This is a genomic window from Cellulosimicrobium sp. SL-1 (assembly GCF_011033075.1).
GTDB lineage: Bacteria > Actinomycetota > Actinomycetes > Actinomycetales > Cellulomonadaceae > Cellulosimicrobium > Cellulosimicrobium funkei.
In genome coordinates this window covers 97,453-117,609 of the sequence record NZ_JAACJC010000004.1, presented here as the reverse complement: position 1 = coordinate 117,609, position 20,157 = coordinate 97,453, and the positions used below count along the sequence as shown (strand labels likewise).

The 20,157-nt window shown below is 74.4% G+C and carries 19 protein-coding genes; 15 read left to right on the top strand and 4 right to left on the bottom strand.

Annotation, left to right across the window (positions count from 1 at the left end; all coding sequences use genetic code 11):
- Positions 1–98 precede the first annotated feature (98 nt).
- Both GWJ10_RS07240 and GWJ10_RS07235 read right to left on the bottom strand, forming a co-directional pair.
- Positions 99–566, bottom strand: coding sequence for an NUDIX domain-containing protein (locus GWJ10_RS07240; protein ID WP_206158364.1), 468 nt, complete (start codon positions 564–566; stop codon positions 99–101).
- Positions 567–722: 156 nt separating this feature from the next.
- Positions 723–2,360 carry a family 10 glycosylhydrolase gene (locus tag GWJ10_RS07235; RefSeq protein WP_163186502.1) on the bottom strand — a complete coding sequence of 546 codons (1,638 nt, stop codon included), beginning with the start codon at positions 2,358–2,360 and terminating at the stop codon, positions 723–725.
- A gap of 231 nt (positions 2,361–2,591) precedes the next feature.
- Between GWJ10_RS07235 and GWJ10_RS07230 the strand changes: the two genes are divergently transcribed.
- On the top strand, positions 2,592–3,005 hold the full coding sequence (locus GWJ10_RS07230) for a PadR family transcriptional regulator (protein ID WP_163186500.1): 414 nt from the start codon (positions 2,592–2,594) through the stop codon (positions 3,003–3,005).
- Positions 3,002–4,138 carry a hypothetical protein gene (locus GWJ10_RS07225; protein ID WP_163186498.1) on the top strand — a complete coding sequence of 379 codons (1,137 nt, stop codon included), beginning with the start codon at positions 3,002–3,004 and terminating at the stop codon, positions 4,136–4,138. The genes GWJ10_RS07230 and GWJ10_RS07225 overlap by 4 nt, the downstream gene beginning before the upstream one ends.
- Positions 4,139–4,239: 101 nt before the next feature.
- Here the strand turns inward: GWJ10_RS07225 and purB are convergent, their stop codons facing one another.
- The gene (gene purB, locus GWJ10_RS07220; RefSeq protein ID WP_163186496.1) at positions 4,240–5,727 is read right to left on the bottom strand and encodes an adenylosuccinate lyase; all 1,488 of its coding nucleotides are present in this window, start codon (positions 5,725–5,727) and stop codon (positions 4,240–4,242) included.
- Positions 5,728–5,897: 170 nt separating this feature from the next.
- On the opposite strand from purB, the gene GWJ10_RS07215 reads away from it, so the two are divergent.
- Both GWJ10_RS07215 and GWJ10_RS07210 read left to right on the top strand, forming a co-directional pair.
- Positions 5,898–6,215 carry a hypothetical protein gene (locus GWJ10_RS07215; protein WP_163186494.1) on the top strand — a complete coding sequence of 106 codons (318 nt, stop codon included), beginning with the start codon at positions 5,898–5,900 and terminating at the stop codon, positions 6,213–6,215.
- Positions 6,212–7,924 (top strand): lipase family protein, encoded by a 1,713-nt coding sequence (locus tag GWJ10_RS07210; RefSeq protein WP_163186492.1) that lies wholly within the window; start codon positions 6,212–6,214, stop codon positions 7,922–7,924. The genes GWJ10_RS07215 and GWJ10_RS07210 overlap by 4 nt, the downstream gene beginning before the upstream one ends.
- A 70-nt stretch (positions 7,925–7,994) precedes the next feature.
- On the opposite strand, the gene GWJ10_RS07205 is transcribed toward GWJ10_RS07210, so the two are convergent.
- Positions 7,995–8,384 carry a phage holin family protein gene (locus GWJ10_RS07205; protein WP_021483630.1) on the bottom strand — a complete coding sequence of 130 codons (390 nt, stop codon included), beginning with the start codon at positions 8,382–8,384 and terminating at the stop codon, positions 7,995–7,997.
- A gap of 103 nt (positions 8,385–8,487) precedes the next feature.
- Between GWJ10_RS07205 and hisC the strand changes: the two genes are divergently transcribed.
- The 11 genes from hisC to GWJ10_RS07150 all read left to right on the top strand — a co-directional run bounded on the left by hisC (position 8,488) and on the right by GWJ10_RS07150 (position 20,156).
- Positions 8,488–9,567: a histidinol-phosphate transaminase gene (gene hisC / locus GWJ10_RS07200; RefSeq protein WP_076403862.1), complete on the top strand. Its 1,080-nt coding sequence runs from the start codon at positions 8,488–8,490 to the stop codon at positions 9,565–9,567.
- A gap of 119 nt (positions 9,568–9,686) precedes the next feature.
- On the top strand, positions 9,687–9,977 hold the full coding sequence (locus tag GWJ10_RS07195) for a lactococcin 972 family bacteriocin (protein WP_082774291.1): 291 nt from the start codon (positions 9,687–9,689) through the stop codon (positions 9,975–9,977).
- Positions 9,978–10,037: 60 nt separating this feature from the next.
- The gene (locus GWJ10_RS07190) at positions 10,038–12,083 is read left to right on the top strand and encodes a hypothetical protein (protein WP_163186490.1); all 2,046 of its coding nucleotides are present in this window, start codon (positions 10,038–10,040) and stop codon (positions 12,081–12,083) included.
- Positions 12,084–12,093: 10 nt separating this feature from the next.
- Positions 12,094–12,792, top strand: a complete 699-nt coding sequence (locus GWJ10_RS07185; protein WP_241005703.1) for an ATP-binding cassette domain-containing protein — start codon at positions 12,094–12,096, stop codon at positions 12,790–12,792.
- 57 nt (positions 12,793–12,849) lie between these two features.
- Complete coding sequence (locus GWJ10_RS07180) at positions 12,850–13,116, top strand: hypothetical protein (protein WP_076403859.1); 267 nt, start codon at positions 12,850–12,852, stop codon at positions 13,114–13,116.
- Positions 13,117–13,431: 315 nt separating this feature from the next.
- Positions 13,432–14,544 carry a pyruvate dehydrogenase (acetyl-transferring) E1 component subunit alpha gene (pdhA, locus tag GWJ10_RS07175; RefSeq protein WP_241005722.1) on the top strand — a complete coding sequence of 371 codons (1,113 nt, stop codon included), beginning with the start codon at positions 13,432–13,434 and terminating at the stop codon, positions 14,542–14,544.
- Positions 14,541–15,533: an alpha-ketoacid dehydrogenase subunit beta gene (locus tag GWJ10_RS07170; protein WP_163186486.1), complete on the top strand. Its 993-nt coding sequence runs from the start codon at positions 14,541–14,543 to the stop codon at positions 15,531–15,533. The genes pdhA and GWJ10_RS07170 overlap by 4 nt, the downstream gene beginning before the upstream one ends.
- 56 nt (positions 15,534–15,589) lie before the next feature.
- The gene (locus tag GWJ10_RS07165; RefSeq protein ID WP_163186484.1) at positions 15,590–17,128 is read left to right on the top strand and encodes a dihydrolipoamide acetyltransferase family protein; all 1,539 of its coding nucleotides are present in this window, start codon (positions 15,590–15,592) and stop codon (positions 17,126–17,128) included.
- 132 nt (positions 17,129–17,260) lie between these two features.
- Positions 17,261–17,764, top strand: coding sequence for a hypothetical protein (locus tag GWJ10_RS07160; protein ID WP_163186482.1), 504 nt, complete (start codon positions 17,261–17,263; stop codon positions 17,762–17,764).
- A gap of 123 nt (positions 17,765–17,887) precedes the next feature.
- On the top strand, positions 17,888–18,550 hold the full coding sequence (locus tag GWJ10_RS07155; RefSeq protein WP_163186823.1) for a DUF6766 family protein: 663 nt from the start codon (positions 17,888–17,890) through the stop codon (positions 18,548–18,550).
- 145 nt (positions 18,551–18,695) lie between these two features.
- Positions 18,696–20,156 (top strand): MFS transporter, encoded by a 1,461-nt coding sequence (locus GWJ10_RS07150; RefSeq protein WP_163186480.1) that lies wholly within the window; start codon positions 18,696–18,698, stop codon positions 20,154–20,156.
- Position 20,157: the final 1 nt, after the last annotated feature.

The following is a 20,157-nucleotide window of genomic DNA, read 5'->3' as shown; positions in this document are numbered from 1 at the left end:
CTTCCGGAGCGTACGTGGACGGGCGCCCCCGCGTCTCGGGGTGCCCATGGGGCGAGGTCCCCATGCCGCGTCCGAGCGGCCTGCCTGGGGGCGCGCGGTCAGGCCGAGAGGATGTCCGCGAGGCGTTCGAGGACGATGCGGCCGGCGGGCGGGACGCGGTCCGCGTCAGCGGGCGTGAGCCACGCGAGCTCGGCGATCTCGGCGTTCGGTGCCGGCTCGGGCGACCCGGGCAGCGGCTCGGCGTACAGGCAGTGCATCCGCACGACGCGCCCGCCCAGCCCGTGCCCCGGGGCCTCGGCGACGAACGCGGGCCGGACCGTCCCCGGGTCCAGGCGCACGCCGAGCTCCTCGTGGATCTCGCGCACCAGCGCCTCGCTGTCCGTCTCGCCGGGCTCGACCTTGCCGCCCGGCATGAAGAAGCGGTCCTTCCCGGTCGTCCGCACCGCGAGCAGGCGTCCGTCGCGGACGTTCACCCACCCGACGGTGCGCAGGGGCGGGAGGTCGGACGGCGGGGCCGACGCTCCGGCGGTCGAGGGGTCGGCGGGGCGGAGGTCGGGCGTGCTCACGCGTCCCACTGTGCCACCCGGCACCCACGGCGGGGCCGGGAAACCCCGACGGCGCGTGGCGCACCCAGCGAACCACGCGCCGTCGGGCTGCCCCTCGCGCGGCCCCAGTTCCGGCGAAGGGCGATCGTGCCGGGCCGAGGCCCGGCACGACGATCGTCACACCGACCAGCGGACCCTGCTCGGTGCGGACTCGTTCCAGACGCGGTCGAGCGCGGTCACGGCGTACGTGTACCGGCGCCCGCGCACGGCGGTCGGGTCGAGGAAGTCCTGGACCACCCGGCCCTCGGCCCGCTGCGTCGCGACGAGGTTCGCCGGGTTCTCGGTGTCCACGTGCTGCACCCACCCGTCGGCACGGTAGATCGCGAACGACGTCGCCGCGAACCGGCGGCCGCCGGCGTCGGTCCAGTGCACGCGGACGCCGTCGTCGCGCCAGCCGGCCCACGCGAGCACGGGCGTGCGGACCTTCGTGCCCGGGAGGTGCGGCATGGCCGGGACGAGCGCCGGGTACCGGTAGTGGTCGTCGCGCACGCGCGTCATCGAGCCCTGCGGGTCGGCCGGGACGTGCTTGGCCGAGAAGTAGACGTTGCCGTGCACCGGGTGCTCCTGCTCCTGGCAGAACGTCAGGTGGTTCGACAGCTCGGCCGGGTCGGTGAAGACGCCCGACGTCACCTTGTACAGCGCCTCCCCGATGTACAGGTGCGTGCCGGACTGTGCGGCGACGTCGGCCCACCACGGGACGAGCTTCGCGTAGTCCGCGACGGCGAGCCCCAGCTGCCAGTAGATCTGCGGGTTGATGTAGTCGAGCCAGCCCTCGAGGACCCACTTGCGCGTGTCGGCGAACTGCATGTCGTACGACTGCGAGCCGCCCGTCTGCGAGCCGCGCGGGTCCGTGGAGGCGTTGCGCCAGATGCCGAACGGGCTGATGCCGAACTTGACCCACGGCTTCGCCTGCTTGATGCGCTGCGAGATGGACTGCACGAACGTGTCGACGTTGTGGCGCCGCCAGTCCTCGACCCGGTCGAAGCCCGCGCCGTGGGTCGCGAAGGTCGCGGCGTCCGGGATCGTCTCGCCCGCGACGGCGTACGGGTAGAAGTAGTCGTCGAAGTGCACGCCGTCGATGTCGTAGTTCTCGACGCTGTGCAGGATCGCGTTCTTGATGTGCTCCTGCGCCGCGGGCAGGCCGGGGTCGAAGTAGAGCTTTCCCCCGTAGGCCCACACCCACTCCGGGTGCTGCCGCGCGGGGTGCTCGGGGACGAGCCGCGCCGGGTCGGCCTGCATCGACACGCGGTACGGGTTGTACCAGGCGTGGATCTCCAGGTTGCGCCGGTGGCACTCCTCGACGACGAACGCGAGGGGGTCGTAGCCGGGGTCCCGGCCCTGCACACCCGTGAGGTACTGCGACCACGGCTCGTAGGGGCTGGGCCAGAACGCGTCGGCCGTCGGGCGGACCTGGACGAACACGGCGTTGAGACGGAAGTCGCGCGCGACGTCGAGCCAGCCGAGGAGCTCGGCCTGCTGCTGCTCCGCCGAGAGCCCGGACGCCGACGGCCAGTCGATGTTCACGACGCTCGAGATCCACATCGCGCGCAGCTCGCGCTTGCGGGGTGCCGGGGCCGCGGTCGGTGCGGCGTGGGTCGCGCCGGGCGCGGTGAGCGCGGCGGCCGGGGTGAGCGAGCCGACCGTCACGGTGAGCGTGCTCGCCGCGACGCCCGCCGTGGCGAGGGTGAGGAACTGTCGTCGTCCGACGCCGGCCGGAGCCGGGGCGGGAGACGTGGGGGAGCCGTCGAGCGTCATTGCTGATCCTCCGGGTCGTCGAGTATGTGGCAGATAGTTTCACAGAACGACGTGTCTGTGAAGGTTTGCGCCACGCGATCCCGGCGGAGGGGCCGAGAGTGGGTTCGTCGGCGCTCCCGGGTCCGGCGCGGTGCGGGACGCCAGGTGGACCCTCCCGGCCTGTGCCCGGCGGGCCGCGACGCGCCGTGCGGGTCCTGCACATACCTTCGCGGCAAGAGTATGGTCGCCGCCATGGCATCGAAACCGCTCCAGGAACCCGCGTTCCTCGTGCTGTCCGCGCTCGCCGCCGGGCCGCTGCACGGGTACGGCATCGCGCAGGACGTCGAGTCCAGCTCCGACGGGCGCGTGACCCTGCGCGCCGGCACGCTCTACGGCGCGATCGACCGGCTCGTCGCCGCCGGGCTCGTCGAGGTCGACCACGAGGAGGTCGTCGACTCGCGGCTGCGCCGGTACTACCGGCTCACCACCGAGGGCGGCTCGCGCCTCGCCGCCGAGGCCGAGCGCGCCGAGGCGCAGGCGCGCCGCGCGCTCGAACGGCTCGGTGCCCGACGCCGCCCGGCCGCCCCGGTGCGCGACCGCACCCCGGCCCGCCCCGCGCGCAGGCTCGACGGGGGAGTCGTCGACGGCGGGGCGGTGCCCGCATGAGCGGCCACGACGGCCACCACGACACGGACGCCGCCGGCTCGGTGCTCGTGGCGCCGGTCCTCGTGCGGGACTACCGGCGGCTGCTGCGCCTGTTCCCGTACACCTACCGTCGGGCGCACGAGGCCGAGATGCTCGGGCACCTGGTCGACGGCGCGCGGCCCGGGCAGTCGCGCCCGACGCGGGCCGAACGGTGGGACCTGCTGCGCGCCGCCGCGCGCGAGTGGCTGCTCGCACCGCTGGGCCCGACGGAGCGCCAGCGCGCCTCGGCCTCGGTGGTCGTGCTGGTCGTGCTGACCGCCGTGCTCGCGGTCCCCGCGGCGTACGACCTCGTGCGCGCCGTCCAGGCGGTGACGGACGACGCGGCGCGAGAGGTGCTCGGGTCGCTCTCCTCCCCGGTGCTGCTGGCGACCGTGGCGGCGCTGGTCGCGGTGCCCCTCGCGCCGGCCTGGCTGGCGTGGCTCTCCGCGCTCGTCGCCGTCGCCGTGGGAGCGCGGCGGACGGCGCTCGTGCTCGCCGCGCTCGCCGCGACGGCGGGAGTCGTGGCCGTCGGGGCCCTCGTCTCGGCGGAACGGGCGTTCGTCGCGTTCCAGGCGGTCGGCTGGGTCGTCGTCATCGTGGCCTTCCTCCTGACCCTCGTCGCGCGGGCACGGCAGGAGGCGCCCGTCTTCGGCGCGCGAGCGGGAGCGGTGGCGTTCTGGATGACCGCGGCCACCCTCGCGCTGTCGGCACGAGGCGGTGCCTCGGCGGTCTCGCAGGAACGCGTCTGGGTGTCGATGTCGGTGAGCCCTTCCCTACAGGCCATCGGCCTGGGCTGCCTGGGTGTCGTGGCGCTGCTCGTGGTCGTCCGCCCCGTGCGGCAGGCCGCTCCCGTCCTCGGCGGCGTGCTGCTGGCTATGACCCTGAGCCGGTCGGACGTCTTCTGGTCCGGCGCGCTCGACACGACGGTCGTGAACCTCGGCAACGTGCTGGGCGTGGTCGGGCTGTCGGTCGCGCTGACCCTCGCGACCCGCTGGGTCGTCAACCGCCTCGACGAGCTCGCCGAGGTGCGCGCGTCGCACCGCGCCCAGCTCGCGGCCACGGGTGGGATGCCGGGCCGGGGCGGCCCCCACCCGGGCGAGCCGACCGCCGTCTGACCCGGGCGCCGTCGAGCACGACGCGGGGTGCGGACGAGAACGGGGCCGGCGACCGAGATCCCGAGGATTCGGTCGCCGACCCCGTGCTCGGCACCGGCCGGTCAGTCCAGGTAGGTCTCGACCAGGCGGGAGGCGAGGCCCGTGTACGTCGCGGGGGTGAGGTCCGCGAGGCGCTGTGCGACGTCGTCGGGCAGGCCGAGGCCCGCGACGAACTCGCGGAGCCGCGCCGCGTCGACGCGCTGGCCGCGCGTGAGGTCCTTGAGGCGCTCGTACGGGTTCTCCATGCCGGGGACGCCCGCGACCGACGCCGCGCGCATGGCCGACTGGATGGGCTCGCCGAGCACCTCCCAGTTCTCGTCGAGGTCCGCCGCCATGAGGTCGGCGTTCGCGGCGAGGGCCTTCAGGCCGCGGCGCACGTTGTCGATCGCGAGGAGCGAGTGACCGAACGCGGGGCCGACGTTGCGCTGCGTCGTCGAGTCCGTGAGGTCGCGCTGGAGGCGCGACGTCACGAGCGTCGCGCCGAGCGTGTCGAGGAGCGCGGACGAGATCTCGAGGTTCGCCTCGGCGTTCTCGAACCGGATCGGGTTGACCTTGTGCGGCATGGTCGACGACCCGGTCGCGCCCGGCACGGGGATCTGCGTGAAGAACCCGAGCGAGATGTACGTCCACACGTCGGTCGCGAGGTTGTGGAGGATCCGGTTGAACCGCGCGACGTCCGCGTACAGCTCGGCCTGCCAGTCGTGCGACTCGATCTGCGTCGTCAGCGGGTTCCACGTGAGACCGAGGCCCTCGACGAAGTGCTTCGAGACCGACGGCCAGTCCACGCCCGGGACGGCGACGGTGTGCGCGCCGTACGTGCCCGTCGCGCCGTTGAGCTTGCCCAGGTACTCGGCCGCGCCGACGCGGCGGAGCTGGCGGCGCAGCCGGTGCGCGAGGACGGCGAGCTCCTTGCCGAGCGTCGTCGGCGTCGCGGGCTGGCCGTGCGTGCGCGAGAGCATCGGCACGTCCGCGTGCTCGCGCGCCATGTCCGCGAGCTGGTCGGCGAGGGCCGTCGCGGCGGGCAGCCACACGTGCTCGACGGCGCCGCGCACCATGAGCGCGTAGGACAGGTTGTTGACGTCCTCGCTCGTGCACGCGAAGTGCACGAGCTCCCCGACGCCCGGCAGCACCGTGTCGGGGCCCAGCGCGTCGGGAGCCGCGGCGAGGCGGCGCTTGACGAAGTACTCGACCGCCTTGACGTCGTGCACCGTCTCGCGCTCGATCGCGGCGAGCTCGGCGATCTCGTCGCCACCGAACGTCGCGGGGATGCGGCGCAGGTAGGCGACCTCGGCGTCGGAGAGCTGGGGCGCGCCGGGCACGACCGGGCGGACCGCGTTCTCGTCGACCGCCTGGACGCCGTTGCACAGCGTGATGAGCCACTCGACCTCGACGTGGATGCGCTCGCGGTTGAGCGCTGCCTCGCTGAGGTGGTCGACGAGCGGGGCGACCGCGGCGCGGTAGCGGCCGTCGAGCGGGCCGAGCGCGATCGGCGGGGTCACCGCGGCGAGGCTCACGCGGGCAGGGGCGGCTGCGGCAGGGTTCTCGGGCACGCCCCTGATTCTCCCACGCGTGCCCGACGGCGGTCGGTGCCGCCCGCAGTCCGGGCAACGGAGCCGTCGCGCGGCCCGTGGCCGTCCCCAGCGTCCGGGCGCGAGGGTTCGGTCCACAGCCTGGCGACCTGCCGCGCCGTCGGCCGACGGGGCTCCGTACGGTCGCCGCCATGCCGACCCCGCCACCACCGCCGTGCCTCGCCGCACCCTTCGGGATCACCCGAGCCCGCGACCAGGTCCGCACGGCGACCGACGACGCCGCGCGCGCCGGCGCCGCCCTCGAGACCCCCGACCTCCCGTGGGCCGGGCAGGCGCGGCACGCGTACGACGGGGCGACGGCGGAGGGTCGGGCAGCCCTGCTCCGGCTCGACGAGACGCTCGGGACCTGCCTCGTGCGGCTGGACGCGCTCACCGTGCTCGCGGAGGCCGACGTCGCGAGCATGCGGGCGGGGCTGGCCGCGGGGCTCGCCACGGGGGGCGGCTCGTGAGCGGGTCGCCGCCCGGCCCGTCCGTCGTGATCCGTGGCGGGACGGAGCCGACGGTCGTCGAGACGGCGGGGGTCGTCGCGCAGGCCGCGGTGCTCGCGGCCCGGGCGGACCTCCTGGCGGGAGCGACGGGGGCGCTGCGGGACGCGCGGCACGCGGTGGAGGTCACGACGGCCACGCCGACGGCGTACGCCGGGCGGCTCGTCCCGGCCGAGCCGCTCGGGTCGGCCGCAGGTGCGAACCTGACGACGACGCCGTTCTGGTCGGCGGAGGTCCGGGCCGCGCGCGCGGCTCTCCTCGACGACCTCGACGCGGCGGCCCTGCTCACCGGGCAGGAGGAGCAGCGGTTGCGCGGGCTCGCCGGGCGGCTGCACCAGGCGGTCCGGGTGTACGACGACGCGGACGCCGCGGCCGCCGCCGGGTGGTCCGACACCGCGCTGGTCGTGGCGGGACGGCACTACGGGCTGGCGGGGGCGGGCGCCGCCGGACTCGGGATGATCGTTGCGCAGGGCCTCGCCGGGCTCGCGCAGTCGCTGCTGCACGGAGGGCCCGCTCTCGGTCGGCTCGTCACGACGGGCGAGGCGCTGCACCCCGCGACCGTCCGCGCGCTGGGTCGCACGATCGGCATGCTCGACCCGGACCGCCCCTGGTACGCCGTGCCGACGGTCGGGAACGCGGCGGCGGTGCTGCGGGCGTCCGTCCAGCCGCTGCGCGACCGGTTCCTGCCCGACCCGGAGGTGCGGCGGGTCGACGCTGCGCCCTACGACCTGCCGACCCCCACGGACACGCGGTCCGCACTCGGCGCCGTGGCGGCGCTCGGGAGCACGGACTCGGTGCTGAGCGTCCAGCGCATCGTCAAGGACGGCGGGACGCCGACGTGGGTCGTCGCGATCCCGGGCACCCAGCCCGGCAACCTCCGGACGGTGTGGAACATGACGTCCAACTACGACCTCATGTCCGACGACGAGTCCCAGCGCGCGCGGGCGGACAGCGTGCGGGCGGTGCTCGACGCGATGGGCCAGTCGGGCATCGGGCCCGAGGACGACGTCGTGCTCGTCGGGCACAGCCAGGGCGGCATGGTCGCGGCCACGATCGCGGCGGCGACGGTCGGGACCTACCAGGTGCGCCACGTCGTGACCGCCGGGTCACCGGTCGGGGGGCACGGCCTCCCGCCCGGCGTGCGCGCCACGCACCTCGAGACGAGCGGGGAGGGGGTCTCCGGCCTCGACGGGAAGCCGAACCCGGCGACGCCTGAACGCGTGACGGTGACCGGTACCGTCTTCGCGCCCGGCGGCGGGCCGCCGCTCGACGTGCCGCACTCCGTCGGCTACCACCAGGACGTGCTCGACGCCGCGGTCGAGGTGGGCGACCGCGGCCTCGAGGAGCACCTCGCCGACGTGGAGCACTGGCTCGACGGGGAGGCGGAGGACCCGCTCGTCTACGAGGCACGTCTCGTCCCGGACCCCGAGACGACGTTCTGCGTCGGCGAGCTCGCGGTGCCGAGGCCGCCGTGGCCCCCGTGGCAGCCACCGGACGGCGTCGTGACGGCGCCGGGCCCGTCTCTCGGCATGCCGGGCCCGTCTCTCGGCACGCCGGGCCCGTCCCTCGGCACGCCGGGGACGTCCGGGACGGCGGGCGGCTCCGGCACGCTCGGCGGCACGGGCACGCTCGGGGGCGCCGGGGCGGGTGGTGGCGAGGACGATGCGCGGTGACGGCCCGGTGCCGTCCCCCGGCGGGCCGGTCGGGAGGGTGAGCGGCGGCGCGCGCGGTGGAGCGCTCGGGTCAGCGGTCCTGGGCCTTCGGCACGACGGCCGAGACGAGGAAGTTGATGACCGCGATGATGAGGGCCGCGAGCAGCGCCCACCAGAACCCGCCGATGATGCGGATGCCCCAGTCCGTCTGCTCGGTGATCCACGCGGTGAGCATGAGCATGAGCGCGTTGACGACGAGCGAGAACAGCCCCAGCGTGAGGATGTAGAGCGGGATCGAGAGGACCTGCACGATCGGCTTGATCACCGCGTTCACGAGCGAGTAGAGAAGCGCCACGACGAGGACGATCACGACCTTGCCGCCGGCCGTGTCGGAGCCGACGATCTGGAAGTGCTCGTCCATGAACAGGCTCGTGAGCCAGATCGCGAGACCGGTGATGAGGACGCGGACGACGAAGCTCATACCCGGCATCCTGCCATCCGGGCGGTCGTGCGGCACGGGCGCCGCGCGTGGCGCGCCGTCGTCCGCCACGGACCGCGGTGCACGAGTGGCATGATCGAGGACCGTGGCCCACGAACCCCGCGTCCCCCTGCGTCCTGCCGTCGCCGCCCTGCCGGCCTACGTCCCGGGGGCGCGCGTCGCCCCGGGTGCGGCGGCGTTCAAGCTCTCCTCGAACGAGAACCCGTACCCGCCCCTGCCCTCGGTCGTGGCGGCGATCGCCGACGCCGCGGCGGACGCGAACCGCTACCCCGACATGTACGCGACCGAGCTCACCGAGGCGCTCGCGGCGGACCTCGGGGTGGGGGCCGACGAGGTCGTGGTGGGCAACGGCTCGGTCGCGGTGCTCGCGCACGTCCTCCAGGCGGTCGTCGAGCCGGGCGACGAGGTCGTCTACCCGTGGCGCTCGTTCGAGGCGTACCCGATCGCGGTCGCGGTCGCGGGCGGCACGTCGGTGCGGGTCCCGCTCCGGACGGGGGAGCACCGCGGGCGCCTCGACCTGCCCGCGATGGCCGCGGCGGTCACCGAGCGCACGCGCGTCGTCATGGTGTGCACGCCCAACAACCCGACCGGTCCGGCGGTGCACCGCGACGAGCTCGAGACGTTCCTCGCGGCGGTGCCGTCGGACGTGCTCGTGGTGCTCGACGAGGCGTACCTCGAGTTCGTGCGCGACCCGGAGGCCCCCGACGGTCTCGCGGTGTACGCGCAGCACCCGAACGTCGTGCTGCTGCGCACGTTCTCCAAGGCGTACGGCCTCGCGGGCCTGCGCGTCGGGTACGCCGTCGGGCGTCCGCGCCTCGCGGCGGGCATCCGTGCCGTCTCCACGCCGTTCGGGGTCTCGCACGTCGCGCAGCGTGCCGCGATCGCGTCGCTCGGGGCGCGGGACGAGCTCCTGCAGCGGGTCGAGCACCTCGTGGCGGACCGCACCCGCCTCGTCGAAGGGCTGCGCGACCAGGGCTGGTCCCTGCCGGAGTCGCAGGCGAACTTCGTGTGGTTCGACCTGGGGGACCGCACGGCGCAGCGCGCCGAGGAGGCGCGTGCCGCCGGCGCGATCGTGCGCCCGTTCGCGGGCGAGGGCCTGCGCGTGAGCGTGGGCGAGCCCGAGGCGACCGACCTCTTCCTGCGCGTCAGCGCGACCTGGCTGTAACCCCTCCTCGACGCTCCCCGGCGTTCCGGCAACAGAACTTTCCCAGATCGGCCCAGCCCCTGGTGCTCGCGTCCCCGGATTGCTACTTTTACGTAGCAATCACTTCCGAAGGGGGAGATATGAAGTTTGGTCGAGTACTGACGACGGCGATGGTCGCCGGTGTCCTGGCTCTCACGCCCGCAGCGGCGTTCGCCGGCTCGCAGCTCGTGGGCGGCGGGATCTGGAACTACGGGACCAGCTCCGGGGCGATCTACTCGCACTACCTGCACAACACCCAGTGCCACGGGGCGTCCGTGCACAACGGGAAGCTCTACCGGGTGACCAACATCAAGCCCGGGGTCTGGGCGAAGGTGCACGCCAAGGACTGGCCCATGCGCGTGGACCACGCCTACTGGCACACGTGCGCGTAGCACGGACGCAGGGCAGGGGCGGCGCCGTGCCGCCCCTGCCCGGTCCGGCGCGGAGCCTCCATGCCGAACAGAAGCCTCAGCCTGGCCTACGCCCTCGCGGTGGTCGTCAGCCTCTTCCTCGCCTTCTTCACGGTGCAGGCGTACAGCGAGTTCGCGGTCCGCGGGTTCGACGCCCAGCTCCGCGTCGACTCCCTCGGCACGACCGCGTCGAGCGCCGAGGTGTACGGCACGATCGCGACCTTCGCGACCTCCCGCGACTGCACCGTCGCCAAGGTGACCTTCGACCTCACCGACGTCTCGACGCGACACCTCTCCGTCCTCGGTGACGGCTCGGCCGACCCGGGCGGGCGGTGGCTCGACCACGGTGTGGCCGACTTCAGCCGCGGCGTCACCACGCAGGTGCACCCGGGTGCCGAGCTCGGGGCCACGAGCCCGGTGGGCTCCTACGGGCTCTCGTGCGGCCCGGCGGAGGCCGAGGCGCTGGCCGCCGCGCTGCGGGAGGCCGGGGTGACGGCGTCGGCCGACTCCTACCCGACGATCCTCTCGTGGCACCGCTACCTCGCGGGCACGCCGATCCCGGCGGGCTACGCCATCGCGGCGGTCGCCGTCGTGCTCCTCGCGGGGTGCGGCGCGCTCCTCAACGCCCGGGCGTACGCGGTCCAGCGCCTCCAGGGCGCGCCGTTCTCCAGCATCCTGCGGCGCGACCTCGCCCCGATCGGCCGACGCCTCGCCCTCCACCTGGGTGTGGCCGCCACCGCGTGCGCGATCGTGCTCGGCGCCTACAACGGGTTCGCGCAGGCGACGACGTTCCTCGTCCTGGCCGGCGCCGTCCTCGCCGGGCTGCTGCTCGTCACCGTGACCGCCCACGCCGTCTCGACGGCCGCCGCGCAGCGCATCCCGCTCGCCGCCGCGATCAAGGGCGAGTCCGTCGGGGCCTGGGTCGTCCCCGCCGCGTTCGGCGTGCGGTTCTGCGCCCTCGTCATCCTCGTCGCGTCGATCTTCTCCGCCGTGCACGCGGGCCAGCTCATCGCGGGCCAGCAGGCCGCCCGCTCCGCCTGGCAGAGCGCGGGCGGCGCGACCTCCGTGGGTGTGGGCGGCGACGACCAGGCCCGGGCGGGCGAGTTCGCGCAGCGCCTCGGCGAGGTCGTCGTGCGGGCGCTCGACGACCGCGAGGCGGTGCTCGCCGCGCGGCAGCCCGTCTCGGCGTTCGGCACGGTGACGGTCGTGCCCGAGGACCAGCCGGTCCTCCTCGTCAGCCCCTCGTACCTGGAGGAGCAGGACGTCCGCGACGCGACCGGGTCGCGGCTCGCGCCGGCGCCGGGGTCGTGCCTCACGATCCACCTGCCCGGCACGCTGCGGACGGCCCAGCAGGACGACGTGGTGGCCGCCGTCGGCTCGTGGGCGGACTACTTCGGTGCGACGTGCGCCGTCGAGCGCGGTGCGCCCCTCGCCGAGGGCAGCACGCTGTTCGACTACGGCAACGCCGCGGACCCGAGCGCGTCGCCGCTCGTGGACGAGCCGGTCGTGCTCGTCGTGGACCCGGCCTCGGAGGTCGTGAGCGCCGACGGGTACGGCGCGTACACCTCGACGGGGGACGTCGTCTTCCTCGACCCGGCGTACGTGCTGGAGGAGAGCCGCGCGGCGGGCATCCGCGACTACGTCCTCTCGGTCACGCCGATCGCCGACGCCGCGGCCGAGGAGTACCAGAAGCTCGTCCGGAGCTTCCGGCTCGGGCTCGCGAACATCGCGGCGGCGGCCGGCGTCGTGCTCCTCACCGCGGTCGTCGTGTCGAGCGCGTACACGCGGCGGTACGCGCAGAGCGTGTTCGTCCGCTACATCGCGGGGTGGTCGTTCGCGGCGCGGTACCGCGCGGCGTTCCTCGCCGAGGCTGCCTCGGCGGTGCTGCTCGTCGCGTACGTGGCGGCGAACCCGCCGCGCACGCCGCCGGCCCTCGGCGCCGTCGTCGCGGCCGCCGCGCCGCGGCTGCTCGGGGGAGCGGAGCCGCTCGTCGCGGTGGCGGTGTGCCTCGTGTCGTCCGCCCTGCTGGTGACCGCGCTCGCGGTGGCCCAGCGCAGGCTCCTGCGGACGCGATCCAGTGACAGCTGAACGAAGGGGGATGGCGATGATCGAGGTCGTGGGTGCGGCCAAGTTCTACGGGGCGCGGACGGTCTGGACGGGCCTCACGCTGAGCGTGGAGGCGGGCTCGATGGCGGGCCTCGTGGGGTCGAGCGGCTCGGGGAAGACAACGCTGCTCAACTGCGTGGGCCTGCTCGACCGGCTGGACGCGGGGACGCTGTTCGTGGACGGGCGCGACGTCACCGCGCTGAGCCCGCACGGGCGACGCCTGTTTCGACGGGACGAGCTCGGGTACCTGTTCCAGAACTACGCGCTCATCGACAACGCGACGGTCGCGGCGAACCTCGACGTCGCGTTCGTGAGCCGGGGCGGCGTCCGGCGGGCGGACCGCGCGCGCCGGCGCGAGGAGGTGCTCGAGCGCGTGGGGCTCGGCGGCTACGAGCGCGCGGCGGTCTACGAGCTGTCGGGCGGCGAGCAGCAGCGCGTCGCCGTGGCGCGGCTGCTCCTCAAGCGGCCGCGCGTCGTGCTCGCCGACGAGCCCACGGGGGCGCTCGACGAGGGGAACGCCGACGCGATCGTCGGCCTCCTGCGCGAGCTCGCGGACGAGGGGCGTGCCGTGGTCGTCGCGACGCACAACCCGCGCGTCGAGCAGGCCTGCGACACCGTCCTCGAGCTCGGCGCCTCGACCCAGCACGTGGCCCGCGCGCTCGTCGGCGCGGACGACGACGGCGCGGCGTAGCGGGCGGGCGCCCGCGGCGCGGTTGCCGGGTCCTGGTCACGCGAGAAGACTCGCGGCATGGACAACCAGGAGTGGGAGCAGTTCGTCGAGGACAACGGCTGGCTCTTCGGGGGCGCGGCCCTGGTCCTCTACGTCGCGGTCGCGGTGATCTTCTTCATCGCCTACGTCCGGATCATCCAGAAGGCCGGCTACTCCGGCTGGTGGGTGCTCGTGGGCCTCGTGCCGATCCTCAACGTCGTCATGTTCCTCGTGTTCGCGTTCTCGCGCTGGCCGGTCCTGCGCGAGCGCGACGCGCTGCGCTCGGGCGGCGTCTACCCGCGGTAGGGGCAGCCCTCCCGGGGCCGGGGGTGCGCCGGTCGGGATTGGAGGTTCTCTACAGCCGGTCGTGACGGACGTTGGGCGACACGTCGGAGGCGCTACCTACGGGGTCGTAGCCTACGCTTGCGTAGGCTACGGAGACGTAGGTTCCGACGGCGCCCCGCACCGGGCGCCTCCTGCCCCCGAGCGGGCCGGCCGCACGGTCGGGCCGCACCGAAGGAGAGTCGCGTGACCGAGAACGACGCGAGAACCGGCGTGCGGGACGCTGCGAGCACGCACCCCGACCTCCCCGACGTCGCGGGCGGTCCCGACGACGCACCCCTGCTCCAGCTCGTGACACCTGCGGGCGCCCGCGTCACGACCCCGGAGACCGACGGCTACCGCGAGCGCGTCGCCCACCTCGACGCCGCGGCGCTGCGCGGGCTCTACCGAGACATGGTGCTCACGCGCCGCTTCGACGACGAGGCGACGTCGCTCCAGCGCCAGGGCGAGCTCGGCCTGTTCGCGCAGGCGAAGGGCCAGGAGGCCGCGCAGATCGGCTCGGGCCGTGCGCTCGCCCCCCAGGACTACGTCTTCCCGTCGTACCGCGAGCACGGCGTCTCGCACGTGCGCGGCATCGACCCGACGGCGCGCCTGCGCCTCTTCCGCGGCGTGGACCACGGCGGGTGGGACCCGACGGCGCACAACGTCCACCTGTACACGCTCGTCATCGGGTCGCACGCGCTGCACGCGACGGGGTACGCCATGGGCGTCCAGCGTGACGGCCACGTCGGGTCGGGCGACCCGGAGCGCGACGCGGCCGTCGTCACGTACTTCGGCGACGGCGCGACGTCGCAGGGCGACGTGAACGAGGCGCTCGTCTTCGCGGCCGTGAACAACGCGCCGGTCGTCTTCTTCTGCCAGAACAACCAGTGGGCGATCTCGGAGCCGACGACCCGGCAGACCCGCGTGCCGCTCTACCGCCGCGGCGGCGGGTTCGGCATCCCCAGCGTGCGGGTCGACGGCAACGACGTGCTCGCGTGCTACGCCGTGACCGCGGAGGCGCTCGAGCGCGCCCGCTCCGGCGGCGGCCCGACGTTCGTCGAGGCGTTCACCTACCGCATGGGCGCGCACACGACGTCCGACGACCCGACGAAGTACCGGTCGCGCGCCCAGGAGGACTACTGGCGCCGCCGGGACCCGATCGACCGGCTCGAGAACCTGCTCCGCGCCGAGGACGCGTGGGACGACGCGTTCGCCGCCGACCTGGCCGCCGAGGCCGACGCGCTGGGCGAGCGGCTGCGCGAGGAGGTCCGCGCGCTCGCCGCACCGGACCCGGCGAGCATGTTCGACCACGTCTACGCGACCCCGAACGCCGTGGTCGAGCGCGAGAAGGCGTGGTTCGCCGACTACCAGCAGTCCTTCGAGGAGCCGACCGCGGAGGTGGCGCGATGAGCGACAGCAAGACCCTGACCCTGGCCCGCGCCATCAACGAGGGGCTGCGCCGGTCGCTGGAGAACGACCCCAAGGTCCTGCTCATGGGCGAGGACATCGGCGCGCTCGGCGGCGTCTTCCGCGTGACGGACGGCCTGCAGAAGGACTTCGGCGAGGACCGTGTCGTCGACACGCCGCTCGCGGAGTCCGGCATCCTCGGCACCGCCATCGGTCTCGCGCTGCGCGGCTACCGGCCGGTGTGCGAGATCCAGTTCGACGGGTTCATCTTCCCCGCGTACGACCAGATCACGACGCAGCTCGCGAAGATGGGCTACCGCTCGGGCGGGAAGCTCCAGGTGCCCGTCGTGATCCGCGTGCCGTACGGCGGCGGGATCGGTGCGGTCGAGCACCACAGCGAGAGCCCCGAGGCGCTGTTCGCGCACACGGCCGGCCTGCGCGTCGTGTCGCCGTCCACGCCGCAGGACGCGTACACGATGATCCGGGAGGCCGTCGCCTCGCCGGACCCGGTGCTCTTCTTCGAGCCCAAGGGCCGCTACTGGGAGAAGGGACCGGTCGACGTCGCCGGCCGCGGCGAGGGCGCGACCGTGCTCGACCGGGCGCGCGTCGTCCGCCCCGGCACGGACCTCACGCTCGTCGCCTACGGCCCGACCGTCGCGACCGCGCTCCGCGTCGCCGCGGCGGCCGAGCAGGAGGGCCGCAGCATCGAGGTCGTGGACCTGCGCAGCATCTCGCCGCTCGACACCGCGACCGTCGTCGAGTCCGTCCGTCGGACAGGACGCTGCGTCGTCGTGCACGAGGCCCCGACCTACCTCGGCTCGGGCGCCGAGGTCGCGGCCCGCGTGACCGAGGAGTGCTTCTACTCGCTCGAGGCGCCCGTGCTGCGCGTCGGCGGCTTCCACACGCCGTACCCCGTCGCGAAGATCGAGCACGACTACCTGCCGAGCCTCGACCGCGTGCTCGACGCCGTCGACCGCGCGTTCGCGTTCTGACGCGCGTCCGCCGCGACCTCGACAGCGCCGACCGGGACCACCAGGAGGACCACGCAGTGCCCACTTTCGAGAAGTTCAACCTCCCCGACGCGGGCGAGGGCCTCACCGAGGCCGAGATCGTGCACTGGCACGTCGCCGTCGGCGACGCCGTCACGGTCAACCAGACGATCGTCGAGATCGAGACGGCGAAGTCGCTCGTCGAGCTGCCGTCGCCGTACACGGGCGTCGTCACGGAGATCCTCACGCCCGAGGGCACGACGGTCGAGGTCGGCGTGCCGATCATCGTCGTGGACACGGACCCGGGCGGCACCGCCCCGGCGCCGACCGCACCGGCCGGCGTCGTGCCCGACGGCGCGGACGCACCCGCAGCGGCCGCAGCACCGCAGGCGGGCACCGGCGACGCGACGCCCGCCGCGAGCGAGGGTTCCGGCTCGGTGCTCGTCGGGTACGGCACCGTCGAGCCGGGCACGGCCCGGCGTCGGCGCCGCGCGGCCGAGCCCACCGCCGCGCCCACCGCTGCCGCGCCCGCTGCGCCCACCGGGGCCGGGGCCGCACGGCCCGGCACGACCGACCGCCCCGGCCCGGCGACCCCGGTCCGGACGGCCCCGGCGGCGAGCACCGCGGCGTCGACCCCGGCCCCGGCCCCCGCCCCGCCGGCGAGCGCGCCGACCGCCGTCGGGCACGCGACCCTGCCGGTGCTGGCCAAGCCGCCGGTGCGCAAGCTCGCGAAGGACCTGGGCGTCGACCTGGCGAGCGTCGCGGGCACCGGCCCGGGCGGGATCGTCACGCGCGAGGACGTGCAGGCCTACCACGAGCATGCGAAGGCGCAGCCGCTCGCGACGTACGCCGACGACGACCAGCCGTGGCTCGCGACGGGCGCCGTCACGGCCGACGGCCGCCAGACGCGCGTGCCGGTGAAGTCGGTGCGCAAGCGCACGGCCGAGGCGATGGTCACGAGCGCGTTCACCGCCCCCCACGTGACGGTCTTCCACACGGTCGACGTCACGCGCACCATGAAGCTCGTCCGCACCCTGCGGGAGGACCGCGAGTTCGCGGACGTGCGCGTCACGCCCCTGCTCGTCACCGCCAAGGCGCTGCTCCTCGCGGTGCGCCGCCACCCGGAGATCAACGCGAGCTGGGACGACGCCGCGCAGGAGATCGTCTACAAGCACTACGTGAACCTGGGGATCGCGGCGGCGACGCCGCGGGGGCTCGTCGTGCCGAACATCAAGGACGCGCACCGCCTCGACCTGCACGGCCTCGCCGGCGGGATCGCGGACCTCACCGCGACCGCGCGGGCCGGGCGCACGTCGCCCACCGACATGTCCGACGGCACGATCACGATCACCAACGTCGGGGTGTTCGGCATCGACACGGGGACGCCCATCCTCAACCCCGGCGAGGCCGCGATCCTCGCGTTCGGCGCGATCCGCGAGCAGCCCTGGGTCCACAAGGGGAAGATCCGCAAGCGCTGGGTCACGCAGCTCGCGCTGAGCTTCGACCACCGCCTCGTCGACGGCGAGCTCGGCGCGCGCGTGCTGGCCGACGTCGCGCGGATCCTCGAGGACCCGGCGCGCGGACTCGTCTGGGGCTGAGCCCACCCGTCGGCACGCGGGACGCGCGTCGGCACTCGCTGCGCCGCTCGGCACCTCGAGGTGCCGAGCGGGCGCGCTCCGTGCCGAACCGTGCCCGGGCCACTGCTTGCGAGCACACCCAGAACCGCGAGCATGAGGCTCAGCGCCGGCGACACGGTCGGCGCGGCGTCGCCACGGGAGGGTCGTGTGCTCGGGAGTGCTGGTCGGCGGTCACGGACGGGTCCGGGCGTCGGGCTCGCGGCCCTCGCGCTCGTGACCGCCACGCTCGCGGGGTGCGCGGGACCCGGCGCGGCGGAGGCGCGGGACGTCGTCGAGGACCTCGCGGGCGCGCTCGCCACGGGGGACGGTGACGCGGCGTGCGCCCTGATCCTGCCCGACGCCGCCGACGCGCTCGCCGCCGACGAGGGCGAGCCGTGCGCGGACGTCGTCACCGCGCCGGACGGCCCGCTCGCCGGGCTGGCCGCGGCCGGACCCGCCGTCGTCGTCGAGGACGTCCACGTCGCGGGACGTCAGGCGCAGGTCGTGACGGCGACCGACACCGTCTTCCTCGCGCTCTCCGGTGACGCGTGGGTGGTCACCGCTGCGGGCTGCACGCCCCGCGACGACCGCCCCTACGACTGCGAGGTGGACGCATGAGGGTCCCACGGCTGATGTTCTGGGCCACGCTCGTGCTCGTCGTCGCGGGCCTCGCGGTCACGTTCGTGCTGGCGGCGGTGCACCGATGAGCGCCGGCAGCGGGAAGGGCGGCGTCCTCGGCGGCTGCGCGCGAGCTCGCTGAGCCTGTTCTTCGCGCTCGCGTTCCTCGCGTCGCTCGTCGCGCAGGCCGTGAGCGGCGTCGCCGTCTTCAACACCGACCAGCGGGCGGCGGGCCTCGACCCGGTGACGTTCGGCCAGTACGTGCTGTCGTCGGCCTTCTGGGTCGACGTCACCGAGAACTGGCAGTCCGAGTACCTGCAGTTCCTCCTCTTCATCACCGCGACGGTGTGGTTCGTGCAGCGGGGCTCGCCCGAATCGAAGAAGCTCGACCAGGCGGGCCGCGAGTCCGACGAGGACCAGAAGGTCGGCGAGCACGCGACGGCGGACTCCCCGGCGTGGGCCCGCGCCCGGGGCTGGCGGCTCGCCGTCTACTCGCGCTCCCTGTCGCTCGTCATGGGCGCGATCTTCCTCGGGTCGTGGGCCGCGCAGTCGGCGGCAGGCGCGGTCGCGTTCAGCGAGGAGCAGCTGCGCGACCTCCAGGACCCCGTGCCGTGGACGGAGTACCTGTCCATGCCGGACTTCTGGAGCCGTACGTTCCAGAACTGGCAGTCCGAGATGCTGGCCGTCCTCAGCATGGTCGTCCTCGCGATCTACCTGCGCGAGCGCGGGTCGCCCGAGTCCAAGCCGGTGGGCTCGTCCCACGAGGCGACCGGCGTCGAGGGCTGACGGCGACCGCACGGACGGCCGCTCACAGCGCCCGCCGAGCGGGTGTGCGGAAGACCTCACACGGGCTTAACGGGGGTCGCGCGCGGGGGAAACACGGCGTTCCTAGCGTCCTGGTCACTGACCGGGACCTGCTGAAGGAGCCGCCATGTCCGCGCCCACGAGCCCCACCACCCACGAGGGTGAGCAGTCCGCAGCCCGCCCGTCCGGCGTCGTGCCCGCGACGCCGCCCGCCCCGGGACTCGCCCCGGCACCACCGAGGGCGCCGCACCGCCGCTCCGGGCGGTGGATCGACCGCTGGGACCCGGAGGACCCGACGTTCTGGCGCGACGGCGGCCGCCGGGTCGCTTCCCGCAACCTGGGGATCTCGGTGTTCGCGGAGTTTCTCGGCTTCGCGGTCTGGGCGCTGTGGTCGATCGTCGTGCCGCAGCTCCCCGCCGCCGGGTTCACCTTCACCGTGGACCAGCAGTTCTGGCTCATCGCCGTGCCGAGCCTCGTCGGCGCGACGCTGCGCATCCCCTACACGTTCGCCGTGCCCCTGTTCGGCGGGCGCAACTGGACGGTCGTGTCCGCCCTCCTCCTGCTGCTCCCGACGGCGGCGCTCGCGGTCGTCGTGCAGGACCCCGGCACGTCGTTCGGCGTGATGCTGGCCGTCGCGGCGCTCGCCGGCTTCGGCGGCGGCAACTTCGCGTCCTCGATGGCGAACATCTCGTTCTTCTACCCGGAGCGGGAGAAGGGCAAGGCGCTGGGCCTCAACGCCGCGGGCGGCAACCTGGGGACGGCGGTCGTGCAGCTCGCGGTGCCGCTCGTCATCGTCGCCGGGGCGGGTGTCGCGCTCGAGCGTGCGGGCCTCATGATGATCCCGTTCATCCTGCTCGCGGCGTTCCTCGCGTGGCGGTTCATGGACAACCTCGCCACGGCGAAGGCGGACCCGCGGTCGTTCGCCGTCGCGACGCGGAACCGGCACACGTGGATCATCTCGTTCCTCTACATCGGGACGTTCGGGTCGTTCATCGGCTACGCCGGTGCGTTCCCGACGCTCCTCGCGGACCAGTTCCCCGAGGTCACGCTCTCGATCGCGTTCCTCGGCGCGCTGGTCGGCTCGGTGTCCCGGCCGCTGGGCGGCATCGTCGCGGACCGCCTGGGCGGCGCGCGCGTGACGATCGCGTCGTACGGGGTCATGGCGCTCGGCGCGGTCGGCGCGATCCGGGCGCTGGAGACGCACAGCTTCGGCCTCTTCTTCGCGTCGTTCCTCGTCCTGTTCGTCGCGACGGGCGTCGGGAACGGGTCGACCTACCGGATGATCCCGGCCGTCTTCCAGGCGAGCGCGGCCCACGACCTCGACGGCCCGACGGCGAGCGACCCCGCGGCTCTGGCCGCAGCCCCGGTCCGCGCCCGCCAGGCCGCGGCCGGGTGCATCGGGATCGCGGGCGCCGTCGGCGCGTTCGGCGGGTTCCTCATCCCGCGCGGGTTCGCCGCGTCGACGAGCCTCTCGGGCTCGCTCGTCCCCGCCCTGTGGACGTTCGTGGGGATGTACGCGGTGATGGCGGTCGTCGCGTGGGCGGTCTACCTGCGCAAGGGCTCGGCCCTCGCGGCGGCCGGGATCTGAG

Excerpts from the sequence above, each read along its gene's own strand:
- GWJ10_RS07235 (WP_163186502.1), bottom strand. The coding sequence starts at position 2,360 with ATGACGCTCGACGGCTCCCCCACGTCTCCCGCCCCGGCTCCGGCCGGC.
- GWJ10_RS07230 (WP_163186500.1), top strand. The coding sequence starts at position 2,592 with ATGGCATCGAAACCGCTCCAGGAACCCGCGTTCCTCGTGCTGTCCGCG.
- GWJ10_RS07225 (WP_163186498.1), top strand. The coding sequence starts at position 3,002 with ATGAGCGGCCACGACGGCCACCACGACACGGACGCCGCCGGCTCGGTG.
- GWJ10_RS07215 (WP_163186494.1), top strand. The coding sequence starts at position 5,898 with ATGCCGACCCCGCCACCACCGCCGTGCCTCGCCGCACCCTTCGGGATC.
- GWJ10_RS07205 (WP_021483630.1), bottom strand. The coding sequence starts at position 8,384 with ATGAGCTTCGTCGTCCGCGTCCTCATCACCGGTCTCGCGATCTGGCTC.
- GWJ10_RS07195 (WP_082774291.1), top strand. The coding sequence starts at position 9,687 with ATGAAGTTTGGTCGAGTACTGACGACGGCGATGGTCGCCGGTGTCCTG.
- GWJ10_RS07190 (WP_163186490.1), top strand. The coding sequence starts at position 10,038 with ATGCCGAACAGAAGCCTCAGCCTGGCCTACGCCCTCGCGGTGGTCGTC.
- GWJ10_RS07185 (WP_241005703.1), top strand. The coding sequence starts at position 12,094 with ATGGCGATGATCGAGGTCGTGGGTGCGGCCAAGTTCTACGGGGCGCGG.
- GWJ10_RS07180 (WP_076403859.1), top strand. The coding sequence starts at position 12,850 with ATGGACAACCAGGAGTGGGAGCAGTTCGTCGAGGACAACGGCTGGCTC.
- GWJ10_RS07170 (WP_163186486.1), top strand. The coding sequence starts at position 14,541 with ATGAGCGACAGCAAGACCCTGACCCTGGCCCGCGCCATCAACGAGGGG.
- GWJ10_RS07160 (WP_163186482.1), top strand. The coding sequence starts at position 17,261 with ATGAGGCTCAGCGCCGGCGACACGGTCGGCGCGGCGTCGCCACGGGAG.
- GWJ10_RS07150 (WP_163186480.1), top strand. The coding sequence starts at position 18,696 with ATGTCCGCGCCCACGAGCCCCACCACCCACGAGGGTGAGCAGTCCGCA.